This is a genomic window from Bacillus sp. RE35 (assembly GCF_052146655.1).
Classification (GTDB): Bacteria; Bacillota; Bacilli; order Bacillales; family Bacillaceae_G; genus Bacillus_A; species Bacillus_A cereus.
This window is the reverse complement of the sequence record NZ_CP197377.1, coordinates 2,884,764-2,899,597: the sequence shown is the minus strand read 5'-3', so window position 1 is coordinate 2,899,597 and position 14,834 is coordinate 2,884,764. Positions and strand designations below refer to the sequence as shown.

Sequence of the window (14,834 nt, the reverse complement as noted above, 5' to 3'; positions counted from 1 at the left end):
GTGAGAGGGAGAAACATATGCGAGTAAGAAACATCCAAGGGGAAGATTATGTAAAGATTCATTCTGTTTTAAATGATTGGTGGGGCGGGAGAGACATGGCTGTCATGTTGCCAAAATTGTTCTTCATTCACTTTCAAGAAACGAGTTTTATTATTGAAGAAGAGGGAGAAACGTTAGGTTTCTTATGCGGATTCTTCTCACAAACGCATAAAGAGGAAGCGTACGTTCATTTTATCGGTGTCAATCCGAAGTATAGAAGAAGAGGAATTGCATCGACATTGTATTCGTATTTCTTTGATGTCGCACGTGCAAATAACCGTAAAGTTGTAAAAGCAATCACGTCACCAGTTAATAAAAAATCGATACAGTTTCATAGGGAGATTGGCTTTCAAATTGAGGCTGGGGATGATGAGATAGAGGGTGTATCGGTACATACAAATTATGATGGGAATGGCGGTAGTAGAGTTTTATTTTTGAAAAATGTGTAGAAAAATAAGCTTTACCAAAACCCACTGAGTTAAATGTATATGAAAATGTTATCCGTTGCATAAAGAATAGCTGACTTTGTTAGCTTGATAGAAGCTAGTATGATAGTCGAAAGGAATTTCCATAACATAATTTCATCTAAAAAAGAGGGATCTATATGAATTTTGAGAGGGATAGATATTTTTTACAGATGGCATTGGAAGAAGCAGAAAAGGCATTAAAAGAAAACACATATCCAGTAGGAGCAGTTATTGTTGATGGAAATAATAATGTCATTGCAAGAGGAAGGAATAGAGTGCATCCAGAAAAAGACATAACAGCTCACGCAGAGTTAGACGCTATTCGCAATGCAGGGGAAGCAATGTTTGATGCAAAAATAAAAAATGAGAGGTTTACTATTTATAGCACGTTGGAACCGTGCCCAATGTGTACAGGTGGTATTTTATTTGCAAAAATACAGAGAGTAGTCTGGTTACTAAATGATGACTTAGGTTTTGGTGGATATAAAAAGATAAAAAATGCTTTAGTTTTCGAAGGGAAATTTAATAAAATCGACATGGTGGAAGAACCATTTGAAGACTTAAAAACAAGACAAAGAGAACTTATGAGACAATGGGAGCTAAATCCCAATAATATTATTAACTTGCGTAGGGCTATAAAAAAATAGTTATTTCTTTAAATTAAATTAGGATAACGCCACATTACCATCAGCTTAAAAAATATAGTGAAATTATATCGATTTAACAATAAAATATGGAAGAATCTATTACGAATAGAAAGCCGTCCTAAAAGTATTCTAGGATGGTTCTTTTTGTTGTGAGGAGCTAAAAGTATGGAGAGTAAACAAAGTAGAAATGAATACTTACGACGCATTTATAAAGTGCAAGATTATATAGAATCAAACATAAGTGATTCACTTTCAATTGAAGAGTTAGCGGATGTAGCAGGATTTTCAAAGTTTCATTTTCATCGGATTTTTAAGGGGATAGTAAACGAGTCATTATCACGGTATGTAAACCGATTGAAGTTAGAAAGGGCAACACATCTACTTACATATCGGACAGATATGACGATTACAGATATTGCGTATCACTTCGGATTCACAGATTCAGCAGTTTTCTCCCGAACATTTAAAAATTATTACGGCGTAAGTCCATCTCAATATCGAAACGACAATAGCAAGAATTGCAAAGACGTAAGGGGAATTCCTCAATACAATGAATGTAAGAAGGTTCGAGGAAATATTGAAATTGTAACAGCAGACAATATAAACGTCGCATACATAAGACATATCGGTACATATGAAGAGTTAACTATAGCTTTTCCGAAAATGATAGAGAAATTATTTCATTACGCAGCTAAGCAAAACTATCATGTATTTGAGGATACGAAAGTATTAACCATTTACCACGATCATCATGAATTTACTGAGGACTATCATTTAAGAACAAGTTTATGTGTAACAATTTCAGATGAATCCACAGTAGAAACGAACGACGTTGGAATAATGGTAATACCTTCTGGAAAGTATGCAGTAGGACATTTTGAAATATGCCAAGATGAATATAAAGGAGCATGGGACTTTATATACGGTGAGTGGCTTCCAAATAGCGGATATAAACCGAGAGATTCGTATCCTTTTGAAGTATATAGAAATGACCCAAAGCAGCATCCAAAGCATAAACATATAGTTGATATATATGTACCTATCGAACCTTTTTAATTATAGGTTAAAGGGGAAGGACTAATGAAAACTGCTGAAAAGTTAGATCAGATTATAAAAGAAGAATATGAAAATATGAATGGTATGTTAGTAGTGCAGAAAGGTAATGTTATTTTTGGAAAATATTATAACGGTTACGGTCCAGATGATGCATTTCACATAGCGTCAGTCACAAAAACGATAATCTCTGCGCTAATTGGGATATGTATAGATAAGGGCTATATAAAAAGCGTTGATCAAAGAGTAATAGAATTTTTCCCGGAATATAACGTTAATTCATCTGAAATAACAGTACGACATCTGTTGACAATGACAGCTCCACATCCTTTCGTAGACTGGCAGGAGCCGTTAGAAGAACTATGTATGCAACGAGATTGGGTACAGTATACGTTAAATAGGATAGGACAAGGCGGAGAAATTGGGGCTTTTAAATATTCATCTGCAGGAGCTCATATACTATCAGCGATCATAACGAACGCAACAGGAAAAAATGCGCGTGAATTTGCGAATGAATACTTATTTCAGCCACTCGGCATGAGAGAAATTCCAAACTACAATATGAAAGCATTTGGATTTGATGACTTATTCGGAAAAGATGTGAAAGGATGGGTTCACGATCCAAATGGTATTTCGACGGGTGGCTGGGGACTAACGTTAACGGTTAGAGATATGGCGAAGTTTGCACAGATGTATTTGAATGAAGGTATTCATAATGGAAAACAAATACTATCAAAATCATGGATAAAAGAATCGACAGAAATGAACCCAAATCAATATGGTTACTTATGGTGGTTACGAGAAGAAGATGGAATCTTTTCATACTGTGCAATGGGTGATGGGGGGAATATGATTTGTTGTATTCCGAAGCAGGATTTGGTTGTAGTAATTGCTTCTGAAGCTAAGCCGAATGCACGGGATAGATGGGAATTAATTAAAGGGTGCATACTTCCTTATTTAAAAGATTAATATGGTTATTTTTATAAAAATAAGAATGAAAGGTTTAGTTAAACTTGTTTTGTTCTCCATGATAGAAAAAAGTGTTGTGTTAACAAAGTTATGTAACTAAGATTATAAAACTTCAACACCTATACCATTATTAAATAATTGCAAGGTGTTGAAGTACTTTTTAATCTATTAAAGCTGCTTTCAACTAAAAGAAGAAACATCTTTTTTCTTAGCTGTTTAACTATTTTTTAACTTTGTGAAGTATGAGATACATCGTGCCCAGCACAATTGCTAGTAAGGTAAATTTAATTAATTCTATTAGGCTGGCATCCCACTTGTTTTGTACTATATCTGTTAAATAAAATACATTAAACATACCATGTGAAAATGCGGGTGATATTACAGAACCGCCATATTCTCTCGTGTACGTTAAAATTATAGATAATATAAATAATAAAGAGAGATAACTTAATATTCCTACAAACTGAAACTCATAATTTTTATAAAAGATTGCTATTGGTAAATGCCATGAAGACCAAATTGAAGCTATAATAATAGCTGTTTGTATGAATGTATATTTTTTTCGTAAATAGTAATGAAAATTCCCTCGCCATATAATCTCTTCTAATAATGCAGATAAAGATCCAACTGTAAGACCAACGAGCAAGAGAAATCCTACTTCATTCCAATGATGATATAAGAACTTTATATCATAAATATAAAAATAAAAATGGAGACATAGCCCTAGAAGTAGTGGAAATAATATGGAGAAAATTAGTGTTTTTATTTTTGAACGTGAAATTCCTAGTGTATGAACTATTTTTTGTTTCTTATATAATGTTTGATATGAAGTAACTGCTAAAAGCGGAACAACCATTGTAAACCCTAAATAATTACGACCATTTTCTATGTTCAGCAAGATGATATATACAAGTGATGTAAGAAAATAAATACATAATGTTGAATGATAAACTATGTGTTTATTAATATTTTTCACCTGCCTAAGTATGTATAAGTGGTTAATCGAATATCCGATATTTTAATTATATATGAAATGGAAATCGACAGAATGAATATTTCCATATTATTGTTTTTTAGATAGAAAAAGTGTCGAAATTGCATATATTGAACTTGTAGAAAAAATTTAATTATCCCCGTAACTTTTCACAACAAAAAATCGTTAAACAAAAGAATAGATTTTTTATCACGAATGGGGGAGAACCATGAAAATGTTAATACTAGGTGGTACACGATTTTTGGGAAGAGCTGTGGTAGAAGAGGCTTTGAAAAGAGGGCATGAAGTTACATTATTTAACCGCGGAACAAACAAAGAAGTTTTTCCTGAAGTGGAGCAGCTGATCGGTGACAGAAATGGCGATGTATCAAGTTTAGAAAATCGAAAATGGGATGTTGTTGTGGATACATGTGGGTTTTCTCCGCATCACATTAGAAATGTTGGAGAAGTACTTAAAGATAATATTGAACACTATATATTCATCTCAAGCCTTTCCGTATATAAAGATTGGATTCCGCATGACATAAAAGAAGACTATATATTACAACCTGAACCGACGGATGATCAAATAAAGGCTGTAGAGAATGGTGAAGTTTCACCTTATGAGTATTATGGTGCACTGAAAGTATTATGTGAAAAAGAAGCAGAGAAGTATTGGCCGGGGCGTGTATTACACGTAAGAGCAGGACTTCTTTCAGGAATGTTTGATTATACAGATCGACTTCCATACTGGATTCAGCGTGTAGCAAAGGGTGGGAAAGTATTAGTACCAGGAAGAAAAATTCGTCCCGTGCAATTAGTTGATATAAAAGATGTCGCGAGATGGGGGCTAAATATGGCAGAACATAATAAAGCAGGAACATTTAATATAACAGGTCCGAATGATGAATTGACGATGGAAGAGCTATTAAATACGTGTAAAAAGGTTATGAATAGTGATGCTGAATTCGTTTGGGTAGAGGAATCGTTTATGAATGAACATAATGTGCAGCCTTGGACAGAAATGCCTTTATGGCTTCCAGAAATTTTTTCATTAGAAGGGGAAACGAAGCCGTGGAAAGGCGGGTTTACTATAAGTATCGAGAATGCTGTGAAAGAAGGGCTTACTTTTAGAAGAATAGAAGAGACAGTTACAGACGTGTATGAGTGGATGAAGAGCACAGACGAATGGGAATTAAAAGCAGGTATTTCAGGCGAAAGGGAGAAGGAATTGTTAGAAAAGTGGTATCAATAAATTTAGCGGAGTTCTTTGAATATGCTTGATTGCACATAAGGGGGAAAAGGTGATGTGGAAAGACACCATTCACAGTATCTCATCAAATGGAGTTACCGAATGATTTATATCAATTATTACAGGAAACAAACGGTATAGAAGGTGAATACGGTGACTTTATATGGTCTGCTTCAAAAATTAAAACTGAAAATATGAGTATGAGAAATATAGTTGATTTTAAGGATTTATACATGCCTTTTGACTGTTTATTATTTTTTGCTGATGGGGGAAATGGTGATTTGTTTGGCTATTCTATTTTGAATGGAAAAGTACAAAGAGATGATATATATGTATGGAACCATGAAAATGATAGTAGAACGTGGGTTGCTCCTTCTTTAAAGACTTTTATGGAGTGGTGGGAGAGTGGAAAGATGATAATTTAAATATAGTATCAAAAAAAGTGCCTTGTTACTAAAGAAACAAGGCACTTTTTCACGAATAATTAATCTACCACTCAATCGGTTCTTCCCCATACATCTCCCATAGCCTAGGAAACATCTTTTTTAAACCTTCTTCATCGTCTTCATTCCAGTCAAATTCAAAATCTACATCGTCGAATTCTTCATTAGATAAGACATGGTAAAGTGTAAAGTAAGTATCATCTTCGTCACCAGTTTTTTCTGCATATACAGTGAAACCGAAATATAAAGAAAGTTCTTCTATTTCTGGGACGTCATACTCACTCAAATTTTCTAATACAGGAATTAATCGTTCTGGATCTTCAATACAAGCTTTGTATGTCTCTTTTCCTTGATATAATAACCATCCGCGGAAGTAATCGAAAGTATCATCTGAACAGCCACCCATAATAATATAGGCTGCTGCCCATAAACGGGAGGTATAGGAGTCTTTCAAAAGGCGATGCATATGCGTATCAAAAGCTACAATTTCATGTACTGTACGTTTAGCAAGGTGAGAAGTAAGCCATTCTATTTGTTCTTCTTGGTCCTCACCTTTCGTTTTTGCACGATGAAGTAGCTCCCAAAATTCTTCTTCGGTTATCGTTTTTTCTTTTATGTAATCTTCCCCAGGCAACGGGTCTGTATATCCTTTTTTACGTTTGGAAGCAACTAGTTTATTAGCTTCATTCATACATTCTTCTTCTGTTTCAAACTCTTTCGCTTTCACACTGCCAGCTGTGCCAATTTTTCCGTAAAACACAACATAGTCTTTTTCTTTCACAACGATTTTCCAAAACTTATTTGATTTCTCAGTTTGCTGGATTAATAACGTTTCCATCCGTACCCCCATAATGTTTTCTAGTGTGCAATATGATTGTAACATATGTATATACACTTGTAATGATGAAAAATAATAGTTTAGAAAATTCAAAAACCATTGAATGGAGTGGATAAATTTAGTAACCTTATTTGTACAGTAATTACATAATTGTTTTGTAATAATTCGATATTTATATAAGGGGGCGTTACGGATGGATCTTACGTTTAAAGTTGAGGAAACATGTTTTAATTACCGAGTCGGAGCAATTTGTAAACAGGATAATAAAATACTTATTCTGCAAGGTGACGGTGAAGATTTTTGGTACGTACCGGGCGGAAGAGTGAAAATGTTAGAAAACAGTGAGGATGCGTTACAACGGGAACTTGCAGAAGAACTAGCTGCTCCTATTAAAGGGAAGAGATTAATATGGTCAGTAGAAAATTTCTTTACACTTTCTGAGCAAAAGTTTCATGAGATTAGTTTTTATTATGAAGTAGAGCTACATGAATTACCTGTAAATGGAGCGGATCAATATATTTTGGAAGAAGAGGATAGAACATATTTGTTTAAGTGGGTGCCGGTAGAAGAGTTACATGCATATAATTTACAGCCTGCATTTATAAAAGAGAAAGTAAAGAATATAGCAGTTCATACAGAACATTTCATTTTACAAGATTAAATGTATTCGGAGGAGAAAAGGATGAAGGGGATTAAAAAAGAGATACATATAAATGACAAAGTAATTTATTACACACATATCGAAAAAGGTTCTAGTACCGTTTGCTTTATGTTTTCAGGTTCAGGATACAATTATGATAAGCCGTTATTTTATTACGCGACGATGCTTATGCTTGAACATAAAATTGATGTTGTACATATTCATTATTCTTACGACGAACAAGTAATGAATAAACCAATGGAAGAAGTAACAAAAATAATGATGGATGATATGAATCCTGTAATGAAGGAAGTATTAAAAGCTGAGCAATACAACGATACTATATTTTTAGGGAAGTCACTCGGAACAATTCCAATTGCGAATGATTTAATGAAGAGAGAAGAGTTTTTACAGTCGAAAATGATATTACTGACACCGTTACTGACGTTTGATACGATTTTTGATTCTATCTTGCATAGTAATCACGAAGGGTTTTTAGTTATGGGGGATAAAGATCATCAATACAATGCAGATCAAGTTGATCAGCTACATAAAACAAATTTACAGATTGAAGTTGTCAAAAATGCAAATCATTCTGTAAATGTTGGGAGATATGAAACGGAAAATTCAATTGAGGCTATAGCGAAAATAATAGGAAAACTTAAAGAAGTTGTTAGGACAAACTAACCTATTAATACATGCAAAAGAGGTGCGAATTGCACCTCTTTTACTTTAATAAGCCTTCAAAACATGAAGTAAATAATCCTTACGATTCAGCGGATTATAATCAACACGTTTTCGAGTAGGGAAGGGAGCCATAAGCTTTGTGAAACCAGCTGGCTTCGTTGTAAATATGCCTTCTCCTTCAGTAAATGAATGTAGCATTCGTTTGAAATTCTCTGTTTTCGCAACAGGTAATAATCCTGTTAACTGGTAAGAGTTATTACTTAATATAGGTTCTCTAAAAGTTGCTGGAATAGTAGCAAGTTTATACATTGCGGTACTAATTGCTTGCTTCGGTACAGTTAATTCAAACTCGTTTACTGGTTCATATACATATGTTTCAGCTTTCTTTAAGGCATCCATTAGTACGAGTGGTGTTAAGTTTCTAAAATCACTCGCTGTTGTAACAGGACTAGCATAACCAGTATGTGTTAACGTGACAGAAATGTCCGTAACTTCCCATCCGTATAAACCTTGTTTTAACGTTTGAAATACAGTATCTTCAATTGCTTTATGAAATGCTAAAGGTAGTGAGCCAAGTTCAACGCCTAATTTATATGTTATGCCAGAATTAAGTTCACCACGTTCGACTTTGAATCCAACTGTTGCGTAAAAAGGATTCGCTTTTTCACCCATGACTTCAACGGAATTCCCAATGCCAATTGGTTTCTCCATACATACAACTCGCGTACTTGAAAAAGTAACCTGCAAATTATATTTCTCATAAAGTGTTGTTTCGATAACCTCTTTTTGTACTTCACCGAAAAGGCGAATATAAAGTTCATTATGAATATCATCTTTCCACACTTTAATGAGCGGATTTTCTTCACATAGTTCCATAAGTGCAGCGTATAAATCATGAATTCGTTCTTTTGGTACTGCATTGATGGCTGCTTCCATTTGTGGTTCGGCAAAGTGAGTATCTTTTATATAATCCGTACGTTCACCGATAATATCACCAATTTTAATATCATTCAGTCCCCACACTTTACAAAATTCACTGCTAGGAACGGTAGTAGTTTGAACGGCATCTCCATTATGAAATATGCACATTTTTTTTATCTTTTCCTTATGTGGTAGAGACTCATCGCGCTGTATATCAACATATTTTCTAACATGTAAGCTACCTGAAAAAACTCTTATATACGCAACCTTTTCTCCAGAAGGTTCACGTTCAATTTTAAAAACAACACCAGATAATGGTTCCTCTTGTGCCGATGTAAGAGCTGGCATTAGGGCCGGAAGTTTTTCAAGTATTTCAGTTACTCCTATACCTGTCATTGCTGAACCGAAAAAGATTGGATACACATTTGCTTGCTGTATTTGCTGTTCTAGTTTTTCTCTTAATAGTGCGTCCGGTATTATTTCGTTATTTACATATGATTCAAGTAACGATTCATTAAATGGTGCTAACAGTTCCATACAATCGTCATATGATTTGTATTCAATGATCCGGGCTTCTTTCGTTCCTTCGTTTAGAACAGAGTAGAAGGGGAATGCTTCATTTGAAAGAACCTCTTTTATTTGTTTCATAACTTTTTCAGTGTTTGCGCCACTACGATCAATTTTATTAACGAATAAAATAGTCGGTATGTTTAGTTTCTGTAATGTTCGCATTAAAATTTTTGTTTGTGCTTGCACACCTTCAACGGCAGAGATAACTAAAATCGCACCGTCTAGAACGCGGAATGATCGCTCCACTTCAGCGATAAAATCAGCGTGTCCAGGTGTATCAATGACATTTACTTTTACAGCATCAATAAAGAAAGAAACGACAGATGCTTTAATCGTAATTCCGCGTTGTCTTTCTAATTCCATTGAGTCAGTTTGTGTATTACCACTATCTACTCGGCCAATTTCTTTAATCACATTCGTTTCATAAAGAATACGCTCAGTCAAACTCGTCTTGCCAGCGTCTACGTGCGCGACAATCCCTATATTTATTGTTGTCATTTATGAATATCCTCATTTCATTTTCCATTTTCATTTCCTCATTTCTATTTGTGTATTGCCGCATTATCAATCACTCTCCAGTCATTTAAATTATTACTATTATAGTGCAATTAACATTATTTGTAACGCTACAAAGCGCCTTAATTTGGAAAAAATAAAATGAAAACAAAATGCTTGCATTCTAAATCGATATAGATTATATTAATTGACATATCAACTATTGATACATCAAATGTTTTTATTTTGATTGTAAAGGAGGGTTAATTTGACAAGTTCATGCTCAAAAGAAGCGATTATTTTATATAAATTACACTTTCTAAATAAAGAAGTAAGTTCGAAATTTGAAGGGTGTACGGGTATGAGCCAGTCTCGATTAGAGCTTATACTTCAATTATTTGAAGTAGGTGAAATTAGTCAAAAAGCACTTCAGCAAGAAGTGAATATTGATAATGCTGCGATAACAAGGCATTTAAAGCAGCTTGAGGCCAATGAAATGATTGTAAGACGTAAAAATCCAGATGATAACAGAATTACGTTAGTTTCTCTTACTGAAGAGGGGCGAAATAAAATTCAGGCGTTTCAAGAAGAAAAAGAACGTTTTGCAGCATCTGCATTTAAAGGATTAAGTGAGGAAGAACGCGATAATCTTTTAAATATGTTAAATCACATTCAAGAAAATATAAAAGAATTATAAAAAAGGGAGAATACAACTATGACTAACTCAGTAAAAACAAATGATTTTAACGAAATTTTAACAGGACGTCGTTCAATTCGTAAGTACGACCCTTCAGTGAAAATTAGCAAAGAAGAAATGACAGAAATTCTTACAGAAGCAACACTTGCACCATCTTCAGTAAACATGCAACCATGGAGATTCGTAGTGATTGAAAGTGACGAAGCGAAAGCAACACTTGCGCCACTTGCGAAATTCAATCAATCTCAAGTAGAAACGTCTTCAGCAATGATTGCTTTATTTGGTGATTTAAACAACTTTGATAACGCAGAAGAAATTTACGGTACAGCAGTAGAGCGTGGACTTATGCCAGCAGAAGTAAAAGAAGATCAAATGAAAAAACTTTCAGCTTACTTCTCTATGGTTACACCAGAAGTAATGAAAGATACGGTATTAATTGACGGTGGTCTTGTAGCAATGCAATTTATGCTAGCAGCTCGTGCGCACGGTTATGACACTTGTCCAATTGGTGGATTTGAGAAAGATCAAATCGCAGAAGCATTTGGACTAGATAAAGAAAGCTACGTACCAGTTATGTTAATTTCAATCGGGAAAGCTGCAGACAGTGGTTACCAATCAGTACGTCTTCCAATTGAAAAAGTTGCAGAGTGGAAATAATTTTATAAAAGAACTTCAATAAGTGAAAGATGAGAGGGGAAGCACCATGATTATTATTCACGCAATATTTCAAGTAGACCCAGCAAAACAACAAGCATTTTTAGAAGAAATTCAGCCACTCATTCATGGTTCAAGAGAAGAAAGTGGCAATGTATCTTATGACTTATATAAAGATACAGAAAAAGAAAGTGTTTATACGATGGTAGAAGTATGGAAAGATGAAGCAGCAGTTGCGAGCCATAATACGAGTGAACACTTCACATCTTTCGTTAGTAAAGCAGCACAATTTTTAACTGCTCCTCTTGATATAAAAGCTTATAATGGAGAGTTAGTAAAATAATAAGGTAGAAAAAGATGACTTTAGCATATGGCTGAAGTCATCTTTTTTGTATAAGTAGAATCCATTTTGGACTCAGTTATGTTGATTGATAAGTGTTGCTCGTATCCTCAGTAACAGTGCTGAATTGTATGTTAAATTCGAACATTCGGTTTATTGGGATATTTTTCCGTGGTATAATTTTCTTGTAAATAAAAGGTAGAGAGGAGCAAGTAATGGGAGAATTTCAAAGTAATTTGCATACGGCAACGCAACTTGCAACGAAAATGAGAAATGCTTCAGATAGAATGAAAAGTGCTACTAGTCGCTCTATAAATAAGGCAACGCGTACGACACTATCTGTGAACTTCAAGGCACAAGAAGCAAATCAACAAAATTTACAGATCACGAAACAATTTTGTACTGCTTTTCAACAAACAATTGATAATATCCATTCCGTAGCAAATGAATTTGAGAAAATGGATACAGGACTTCAAAAGACTTTTCAATAATGTAACAACCTACGTAAAGGGGAAAAGGTAGTGAGAAAAGATGAGTCAAGAAATTGAAACGAGAATCAGTCAATGTAATCAAAAATTACGAATTATATTTGAAGAACAAAATGAAAACCGAATTGCGCTGCAAAATCAAGAACGAGCTGAGGTTAGTTTTCATGAATGGAAAAATAGAAGTAATCGTTTATTTAACCGAATACTAGAAACTTGGCACGGCGACAAAGAAGTGTTTCACCTTTTTACGAATATGCGGCAAGAAATCGGACAGTATGAAAGAAAACTTACATTCGAATTAGAAAATGAAAAAGAGACGTTGCTTAAAGAAAAACGGCATCTCAGCGAGAAAGAAAATGACCTTTCCTCTGAACAGCAGCAACTACAAAGGGAGGCCAATACATGAGTTTAAACATGTATTTGGGAGAAGTACAAAGTCAAACTCAAAGTATGAACGCTATATGTAATGCTACGATTCAAAGTATGGAACAAGCCATTCAATCTATTGATGCATTTGCGGTAGATACAGTATTACAAGGACAAACATACAGTAGTGCAAAAGCCTACCTTGTCCAAACATTTCGGCCATTAGCGCAAGGAATCATATGCTTATGTGAAGAATTAATTCGCCAAAACGAAGCATTTCCAAACGAGTTCCAAGCGAAAGTTGCTTCGACAGATGTGATTGAACAAGAAATAAGAGAACAAATACGGGGAATTAATCAATCGATTACAAGTATAGAAGCAATAGAAGTACTTACACCAATGCCCGGAGTAAGTGCGATTGTAACGGTATTAGGTGCAATGAGAAAAAAACTGGAAGAAAAACTAGAGCATTTATATGAATTCAATCATTCATCCAGCAACAACTACAGCACCGCTCTCCAATTAGCAGCTAGCATCACAGCCGGACTCGCTGAAGTGCAAAGCGGGAAAGGATTTAGTCCTGTGAGTGGGACGTTTAGTACACAAGGGTTGAATATGGATTGGGTGAGTTCGATTCAGGGGATTATAGAAGAAACAGCCCGAAAAAATGATCAGTCAATTAAAGATATAGAAACAAATAACATAATTGAGGAGAAATCTCCGGTTAGAAATGCTTGGGACGATGTGGCAGACGGTATAGTTGGCACGTTTGAAACAGCGAAAAAGATGTGGGAAGCTATTCAAAGAGGCTCGGGGAAAGCTATTGGTGATGAAATCGAGTCCGCAATAGCTTTAAGTAATATGGACATAGAAACTTTTATTAATGTAACCTATGCACTTTTCCATTTGGATGAAACTGCAAAAAATATGTGGCATGCATTTTCAAATAAAATAAAACGAGATATGATAGAGGGAGATGCAGAGAGTCGTACAGAATTGACTACCTATGGATTAACACAAATAGCTACCACAATATTAGGCGATAGGGCACTAAATAAAGTAGGCCATATCACAAAAGGAGCAAAAGCATCAAGTGGAGTAAGTACATTTGCTAATGCGGTAAAACTAGCAAAAGAATTGAAGCCTACGCTTGAAATGTTACAATCATTTAAGAGAGAGGCTTCCTATGCACTCTCTAGTGTTGGTGGAACTATCGTAACCAAAATACCTCAAGGCGAATTAATAGAAGCTTATTATAAGTTTGCGAAGTCTAAAGATGGTGGTAAGGGTACGGGTGAAACACTATCTAAAAAGAAATCAATACCGGACTTTGTGAAAAAGCAATGGGAAGCAGGGAATAGATTTAATAAGGAAAATCGTCCTCGATATCCTTATAATGAAGTAGAGTTAGAGGCAAAGGAAATCAATGGGAAGAAATATGTTGTAGATTCTTATATTCCGGGTGAAGAAATTGTCTCGAGGAAATTTACCCAATTGGCTGAAGTAAAAGAAAAGACGGCATTAAGTTATCTAAGTGAGTTTACTAAAAAGTATTCTTCCGGTTCAGAAATTTCTTCAGGTAAATTTAATCCTAATGCTTTAAAAGGTGGTCGACTAGATGGAGAGTTAATTTTGGAAATCCCTGTACAAACAAAGCCAGTTCCACAAAAAATTATTGAAGAGGCGAATGAGAAAGGGATTATTATTCGTGATATTAATGGGAAGGTGTATAATTAATGGAAATTTATTATTGTGATAAGTGGTCTAATATAAAAAAGAAGCCTTGGAATATTATTGATGAGAATGCAGCCAAGACACTTCATGAAAATCGTCATTCTTATACTGCTGTTCTTAGTGATGGAGAGCAGCCAAAGTATTTAGTAAATGTCACTGAGAAATGGGTATCGGTAAGTTTTTTGGATGATTTTCTTCGTAAATATTTACACTACGATTTTATTGTTAAAGAAGATAATAGACTATTCCTAAGGACAATAATGTATTGGGAATATGACGGGGATACACAGTTAAAAAGTATGATTTTGGGGTATCAAGAAAATGGTCATATTGCTATGGAGCAAAAAGATTCTAAAACTGGAGAAGTAGAAGAGCGAGAGACAAAAGATGATGTATCTAGAAATTGGGATACATTCCCTGAGTTTGGCCAATACTTATATTTGTGCAAAGAAGAGAGATAATTCTTTTGAATATAAGAACAATAACTAGGCGAGATAGCTATTAGTGAGCTAAGAATATAAATAAATGGAATAAACATGAAACTAATGAATTCCTAAGTTT

The 14,834-nt window shown here is 34.6% G+C and carries 18 protein-coding genes; 15 read left to right on the top strand and 3 right to left on the bottom strand.

What is annotated here, in order from left to right:
- Nucleotides 1-17: 17 nt before the first annotated feature.
- From ACTL4X_RS15025 to ACTL4X_RS15010, 4 genes are all read left to right on the top strand, one after another.
- Entirely contained in the window at nt 18-488 is a 471-nt protein-coding gene (locus ACTL4X_RS15025) for a GNAT family N-acetyltransferase (RefSeq protein WP_001266062.1), read from the top strand.
- A 155-nt stretch (nt 489-643) separates the two neighbouring features.
- Complete coding sequence (locus tag ACTL4X_RS15020; RefSeq protein WP_001008618.1) at nt 644-1,153, top strand: nucleoside deaminase; 510 nt, start codon at nt 644-646, stop codon at nt 1,151-1,153.
- A 165-nt stretch (nt 1,154-1,318) separates the two neighbouring features.
- Entirely contained in the window at nt 1,319-2,209 is an 891-nt protein-coding gene (locus ACTL4X_RS15015) for an AraC family transcriptional regulator (RefSeq protein ID WP_000444288.1), read from the top strand.
- Nucleotides 2,210-2,233: 24 nt separating this feature from the next.
- The gene (locus ACTL4X_RS15010) at nt 2,234-3,175 is read left to right on the top strand and encodes a serine hydrolase domain-containing protein (RefSeq protein WP_048538275.1); all 942 of its coding nucleotides are present in this window, start codon (nt 2,234-2,236) and stop codon (nt 3,173-3,175) included.
- A 220-nt stretch (nt 3,176-3,395) separates the two neighbouring features.
- Here the strand turns inward: ACTL4X_RS15010 and ACTL4X_RS15005 are convergent, their stop codons facing one another.
- Entirely contained in the window at nt 3,396-4,151 is a 756-nt protein-coding gene (locus ACTL4X_RS15005) for a CPBP family intramembrane glutamic endopeptidase (RefSeq protein ID WP_071739202.1), read from the bottom strand.
- Between the two features lie 226 nt (nt 4,152-4,377).
- On the opposite strand from ACTL4X_RS15005, the gene ACTL4X_RS15000 reads away from it, so the two are divergent.
- Together ACTL4X_RS15000 and ACTL4X_RS14995 are read left to right on the top strand one after the other, a co-directional pair.
- Entirely contained in the window at nt 4,378-5,403 is a 1,026-nt protein-coding gene (locus ACTL4X_RS15000) for an SDR family oxidoreductase (RefSeq protein WP_048538276.1), read from the top strand.
- An 86-nt stretch (nt 5,404-5,489) separates the two neighbouring features.
- Nucleotides 5,490-5,825: an SMI1/KNR4 family protein gene (locus tag ACTL4X_RS14995; protein ID WP_225989773.1), complete on the top strand. Its 336-nt coding sequence runs from the start codon at nt 5,490-5,492 to the stop codon at nt 5,823-5,825.
- A gap of 64 nt (nt 5,826-5,889) precedes the next feature.
- On the opposite strand, the gene ACTL4X_RS14990 is transcribed toward ACTL4X_RS14995, so the two are convergent.
- Entirely contained in the window at nt 5,890-6,681 is a 792-nt protein-coding gene (locus tag ACTL4X_RS14990; protein WP_000449128.1) for a DUF4240 domain-containing protein, read from the bottom strand.
- A 193-nt stretch (nt 6,682-6,874) separates the two neighbouring features.
- Between ACTL4X_RS14990 and ACTL4X_RS14985 the strand changes: the two genes are divergently transcribed.
- Nucleotides 6,875-7,342, top strand: coding sequence for an NUDIX hydrolase (locus ACTL4X_RS14985; protein WP_000366245.1), 468 nt, complete (start codon nt 6,875-6,877; stop codon nt 7,340-7,342).
- A 21-nt stretch (nt 7,343-7,363) separates the two neighbouring features.
- A complete protein-coding gene (locus ACTL4X_RS14980) occupies nt 7,364-8,008 on the top strand; it encodes an alpha/beta family hydrolase (protein WP_086401664.1) in 645 nt (214 codons plus the stop codon).
- Nucleotides 8,009-8,053: 45 nt separating this feature from the next.
- On the opposite strand, the gene ACTL4X_RS14975 is transcribed toward ACTL4X_RS14980, so the two are convergent.
- Nucleotides 8,054-9,997: a GTP-binding protein gene (locus ACTL4X_RS14975; protein WP_441394915.1), complete on the bottom strand. Its 1,944-nt coding sequence runs from the start codon at nt 9,995-9,997 to the stop codon at nt 8,054-8,056.
- Between the two features lie 265 nt (nt 9,998-10,262).
- Here ACTL4X_RS14975 and ACTL4X_RS14970 point away from each other — a divergent pair, with 265 nt between their 5' ends.
- From ACTL4X_RS14970 to ACTL4X_RS14940, 7 genes are all read left to right on the top strand, one after another.
- Nucleotides 10,263-10,691: a MarR family winged helix-turn-helix transcriptional regulator gene (locus ACTL4X_RS14970; RefSeq protein WP_000204162.1), complete on the top strand. Its 429-nt coding sequence runs from the start codon at nt 10,263-10,265 to the stop codon at nt 10,689-10,691.
- 18 nt (nt 10,692-10,709) lie between these two features.
- On the top strand, nt 10,710-11,348 hold the full coding sequence (locus tag ACTL4X_RS14965) for a nitroreductase family protein (protein WP_000185393.1): 639 nt from the start codon (nt 10,710-10,712) through the stop codon (nt 11,346-11,348).
- Between the two features lie 46 nt (nt 11,349-11,394).
- Entirely contained in the window at nt 11,395-11,688 is a 294-nt protein-coding gene (locus tag ACTL4X_RS14960; protein WP_000583804.1) for a putative quinol monooxygenase, read from the top strand.
- A gap of 212 nt (nt 11,689-11,900) precedes the next feature.
- Nucleotides 11,901-12,176 (top strand): TIGR04197 family type VII secretion effector, encoded by a 276-nt coding sequence (locus ACTL4X_RS14955; protein WP_000503635.1) that lies wholly within the window; start codon nt 11,901-11,903, stop codon nt 12,174-12,176.
- A 40-nt stretch (nt 12,177-12,216) separates the two neighbouring features.
- Nucleotides 12,217-12,579, top strand: a complete 363-nt coding sequence (locus tag ACTL4X_RS14950; protein ID WP_048538278.1) for a DUF3958 family protein — start codon at nt 12,217-12,219, stop codon at nt 12,577-12,579.
- Nucleotides 12,576-14,276, top strand: a complete 1,701-nt coding sequence (locus tag ACTL4X_RS14945; protein WP_086401665.1) for a T7SS effector LXG polymorphic toxin — start codon at nt 12,576-12,578, stop codon at nt 14,274-14,276. Before ACTL4X_RS14950 ends, ACTL4X_RS14945 begins: the two co-directional genes overlap by 4 nt.
- A complete protein-coding gene (locus tag ACTL4X_RS14940; protein ID WP_000409336.1) occupies nt 14,276-14,734 on the top strand; it encodes a hypothetical protein in 459 nt (152 codons plus the stop codon). The genes ACTL4X_RS14945 and ACTL4X_RS14940 overlap by 1 nt, the downstream gene beginning before the upstream one ends.
- Nucleotides 14,735-14,834: the final 100 nt, after the last annotated feature.

Bases quoted from the DNA above. Each gene is read 5' to 3' on its own strand.
- ACTL4X_RS15025 (WP_001266062.1), top strand. From the start codon at position 18: ATGCGAGTAAGAAACATCCAAGGGGAAGATTATGTAAAGATTCATTCT.
- ACTL4X_RS15020 (WP_001008618.1), top strand. From the start codon at position 644: ATGAATTTTGAGAGGGATAGATATTTTTTACAGATGGCATTGGAAGAA.
- ACTL4X_RS15015 (WP_000444288.1), top strand. From the start codon at position 1,319: ATGGAGAGTAAACAAAGTAGAAATGAATACTTACGACGCATTTATAAA.
- ACTL4X_RS15010 (WP_048538275.1), top strand. From the start codon at position 2,234: ATGAAAACTGCTGAAAAGTTAGATCAGATTATAAAAGAAGAATATGAA.
- ACTL4X_RS15000 (WP_048538276.1), top strand. From the start codon at position 4,378: ATGAAAATGTTAATACTAGGTGGTACACGATTTTTGGGAAGAGCTGTG.
- ACTL4X_RS14995 (WP_225989773.1), top strand. From the start codon at position 5,490: ATGGAGTTACCGAATGATTTATATCAATTATTACAGGAAACAAACGGT.
- ACTL4X_RS14990 (WP_000449128.1), bottom strand. From the start codon at position 6,681: ATGGAAACGTTATTAATCCAGCAAACTGAGAAATCAAATAAGTTTTGG.
- ACTL4X_RS14985 (WP_000366245.1), top strand. From the start codon at position 6,875: ATGGATCTTACGTTTAAAGTTGAGGAAACATGTTTTAATTACCGAGTC.
- ACTL4X_RS14980 (WP_086401664.1), top strand. From the start codon at position 7,364: ATGAAGGGGATTAAAAAAGAGATACATATAAATGACAAAGTAATTTAT.
- ACTL4X_RS14975 (WP_441394915.1), bottom strand. From the start codon at position 9,997: ATGACAACAATAAATATAGGGATTGTCGCGCACGTAGACGCTGGCAAG.
- ACTL4X_RS14965 (WP_000185393.1), top strand. From the start codon at position 10,710: ATGACTAACTCAGTAAAAACAAATGATTTTAACGAAATTTTAACAGGA.
- ACTL4X_RS14960 (WP_000583804.1), top strand. From the start codon at position 11,395: ATGATTATTATTCACGCAATATTTCAAGTAGACCCAGCAAAACAACAA.
- ACTL4X_RS14955 (WP_000503635.1), top strand. From the start codon at position 11,901: ATGGGAGAATTTCAAAGTAATTTGCATACGGCAACGCAACTTGCAACG.
- ACTL4X_RS14950 (WP_048538278.1), top strand. From the start codon at position 12,217: ATGAGTCAAGAAATTGAAACGAGAATCAGTCAATGTAATCAAAAATTA.
- ACTL4X_RS14945 (WP_086401665.1), top strand. From the start codon at position 12,576: ATGAGTTTAAACATGTATTTGGGAGAAGTACAAAGTCAAACTCAAAGT.
- ACTL4X_RS14940 (WP_000409336.1), top strand. From the start codon at position 14,276: ATGGAAATTTATTATTGTGATAAGTGGTCTAATATAAAAAAGAAGCCT.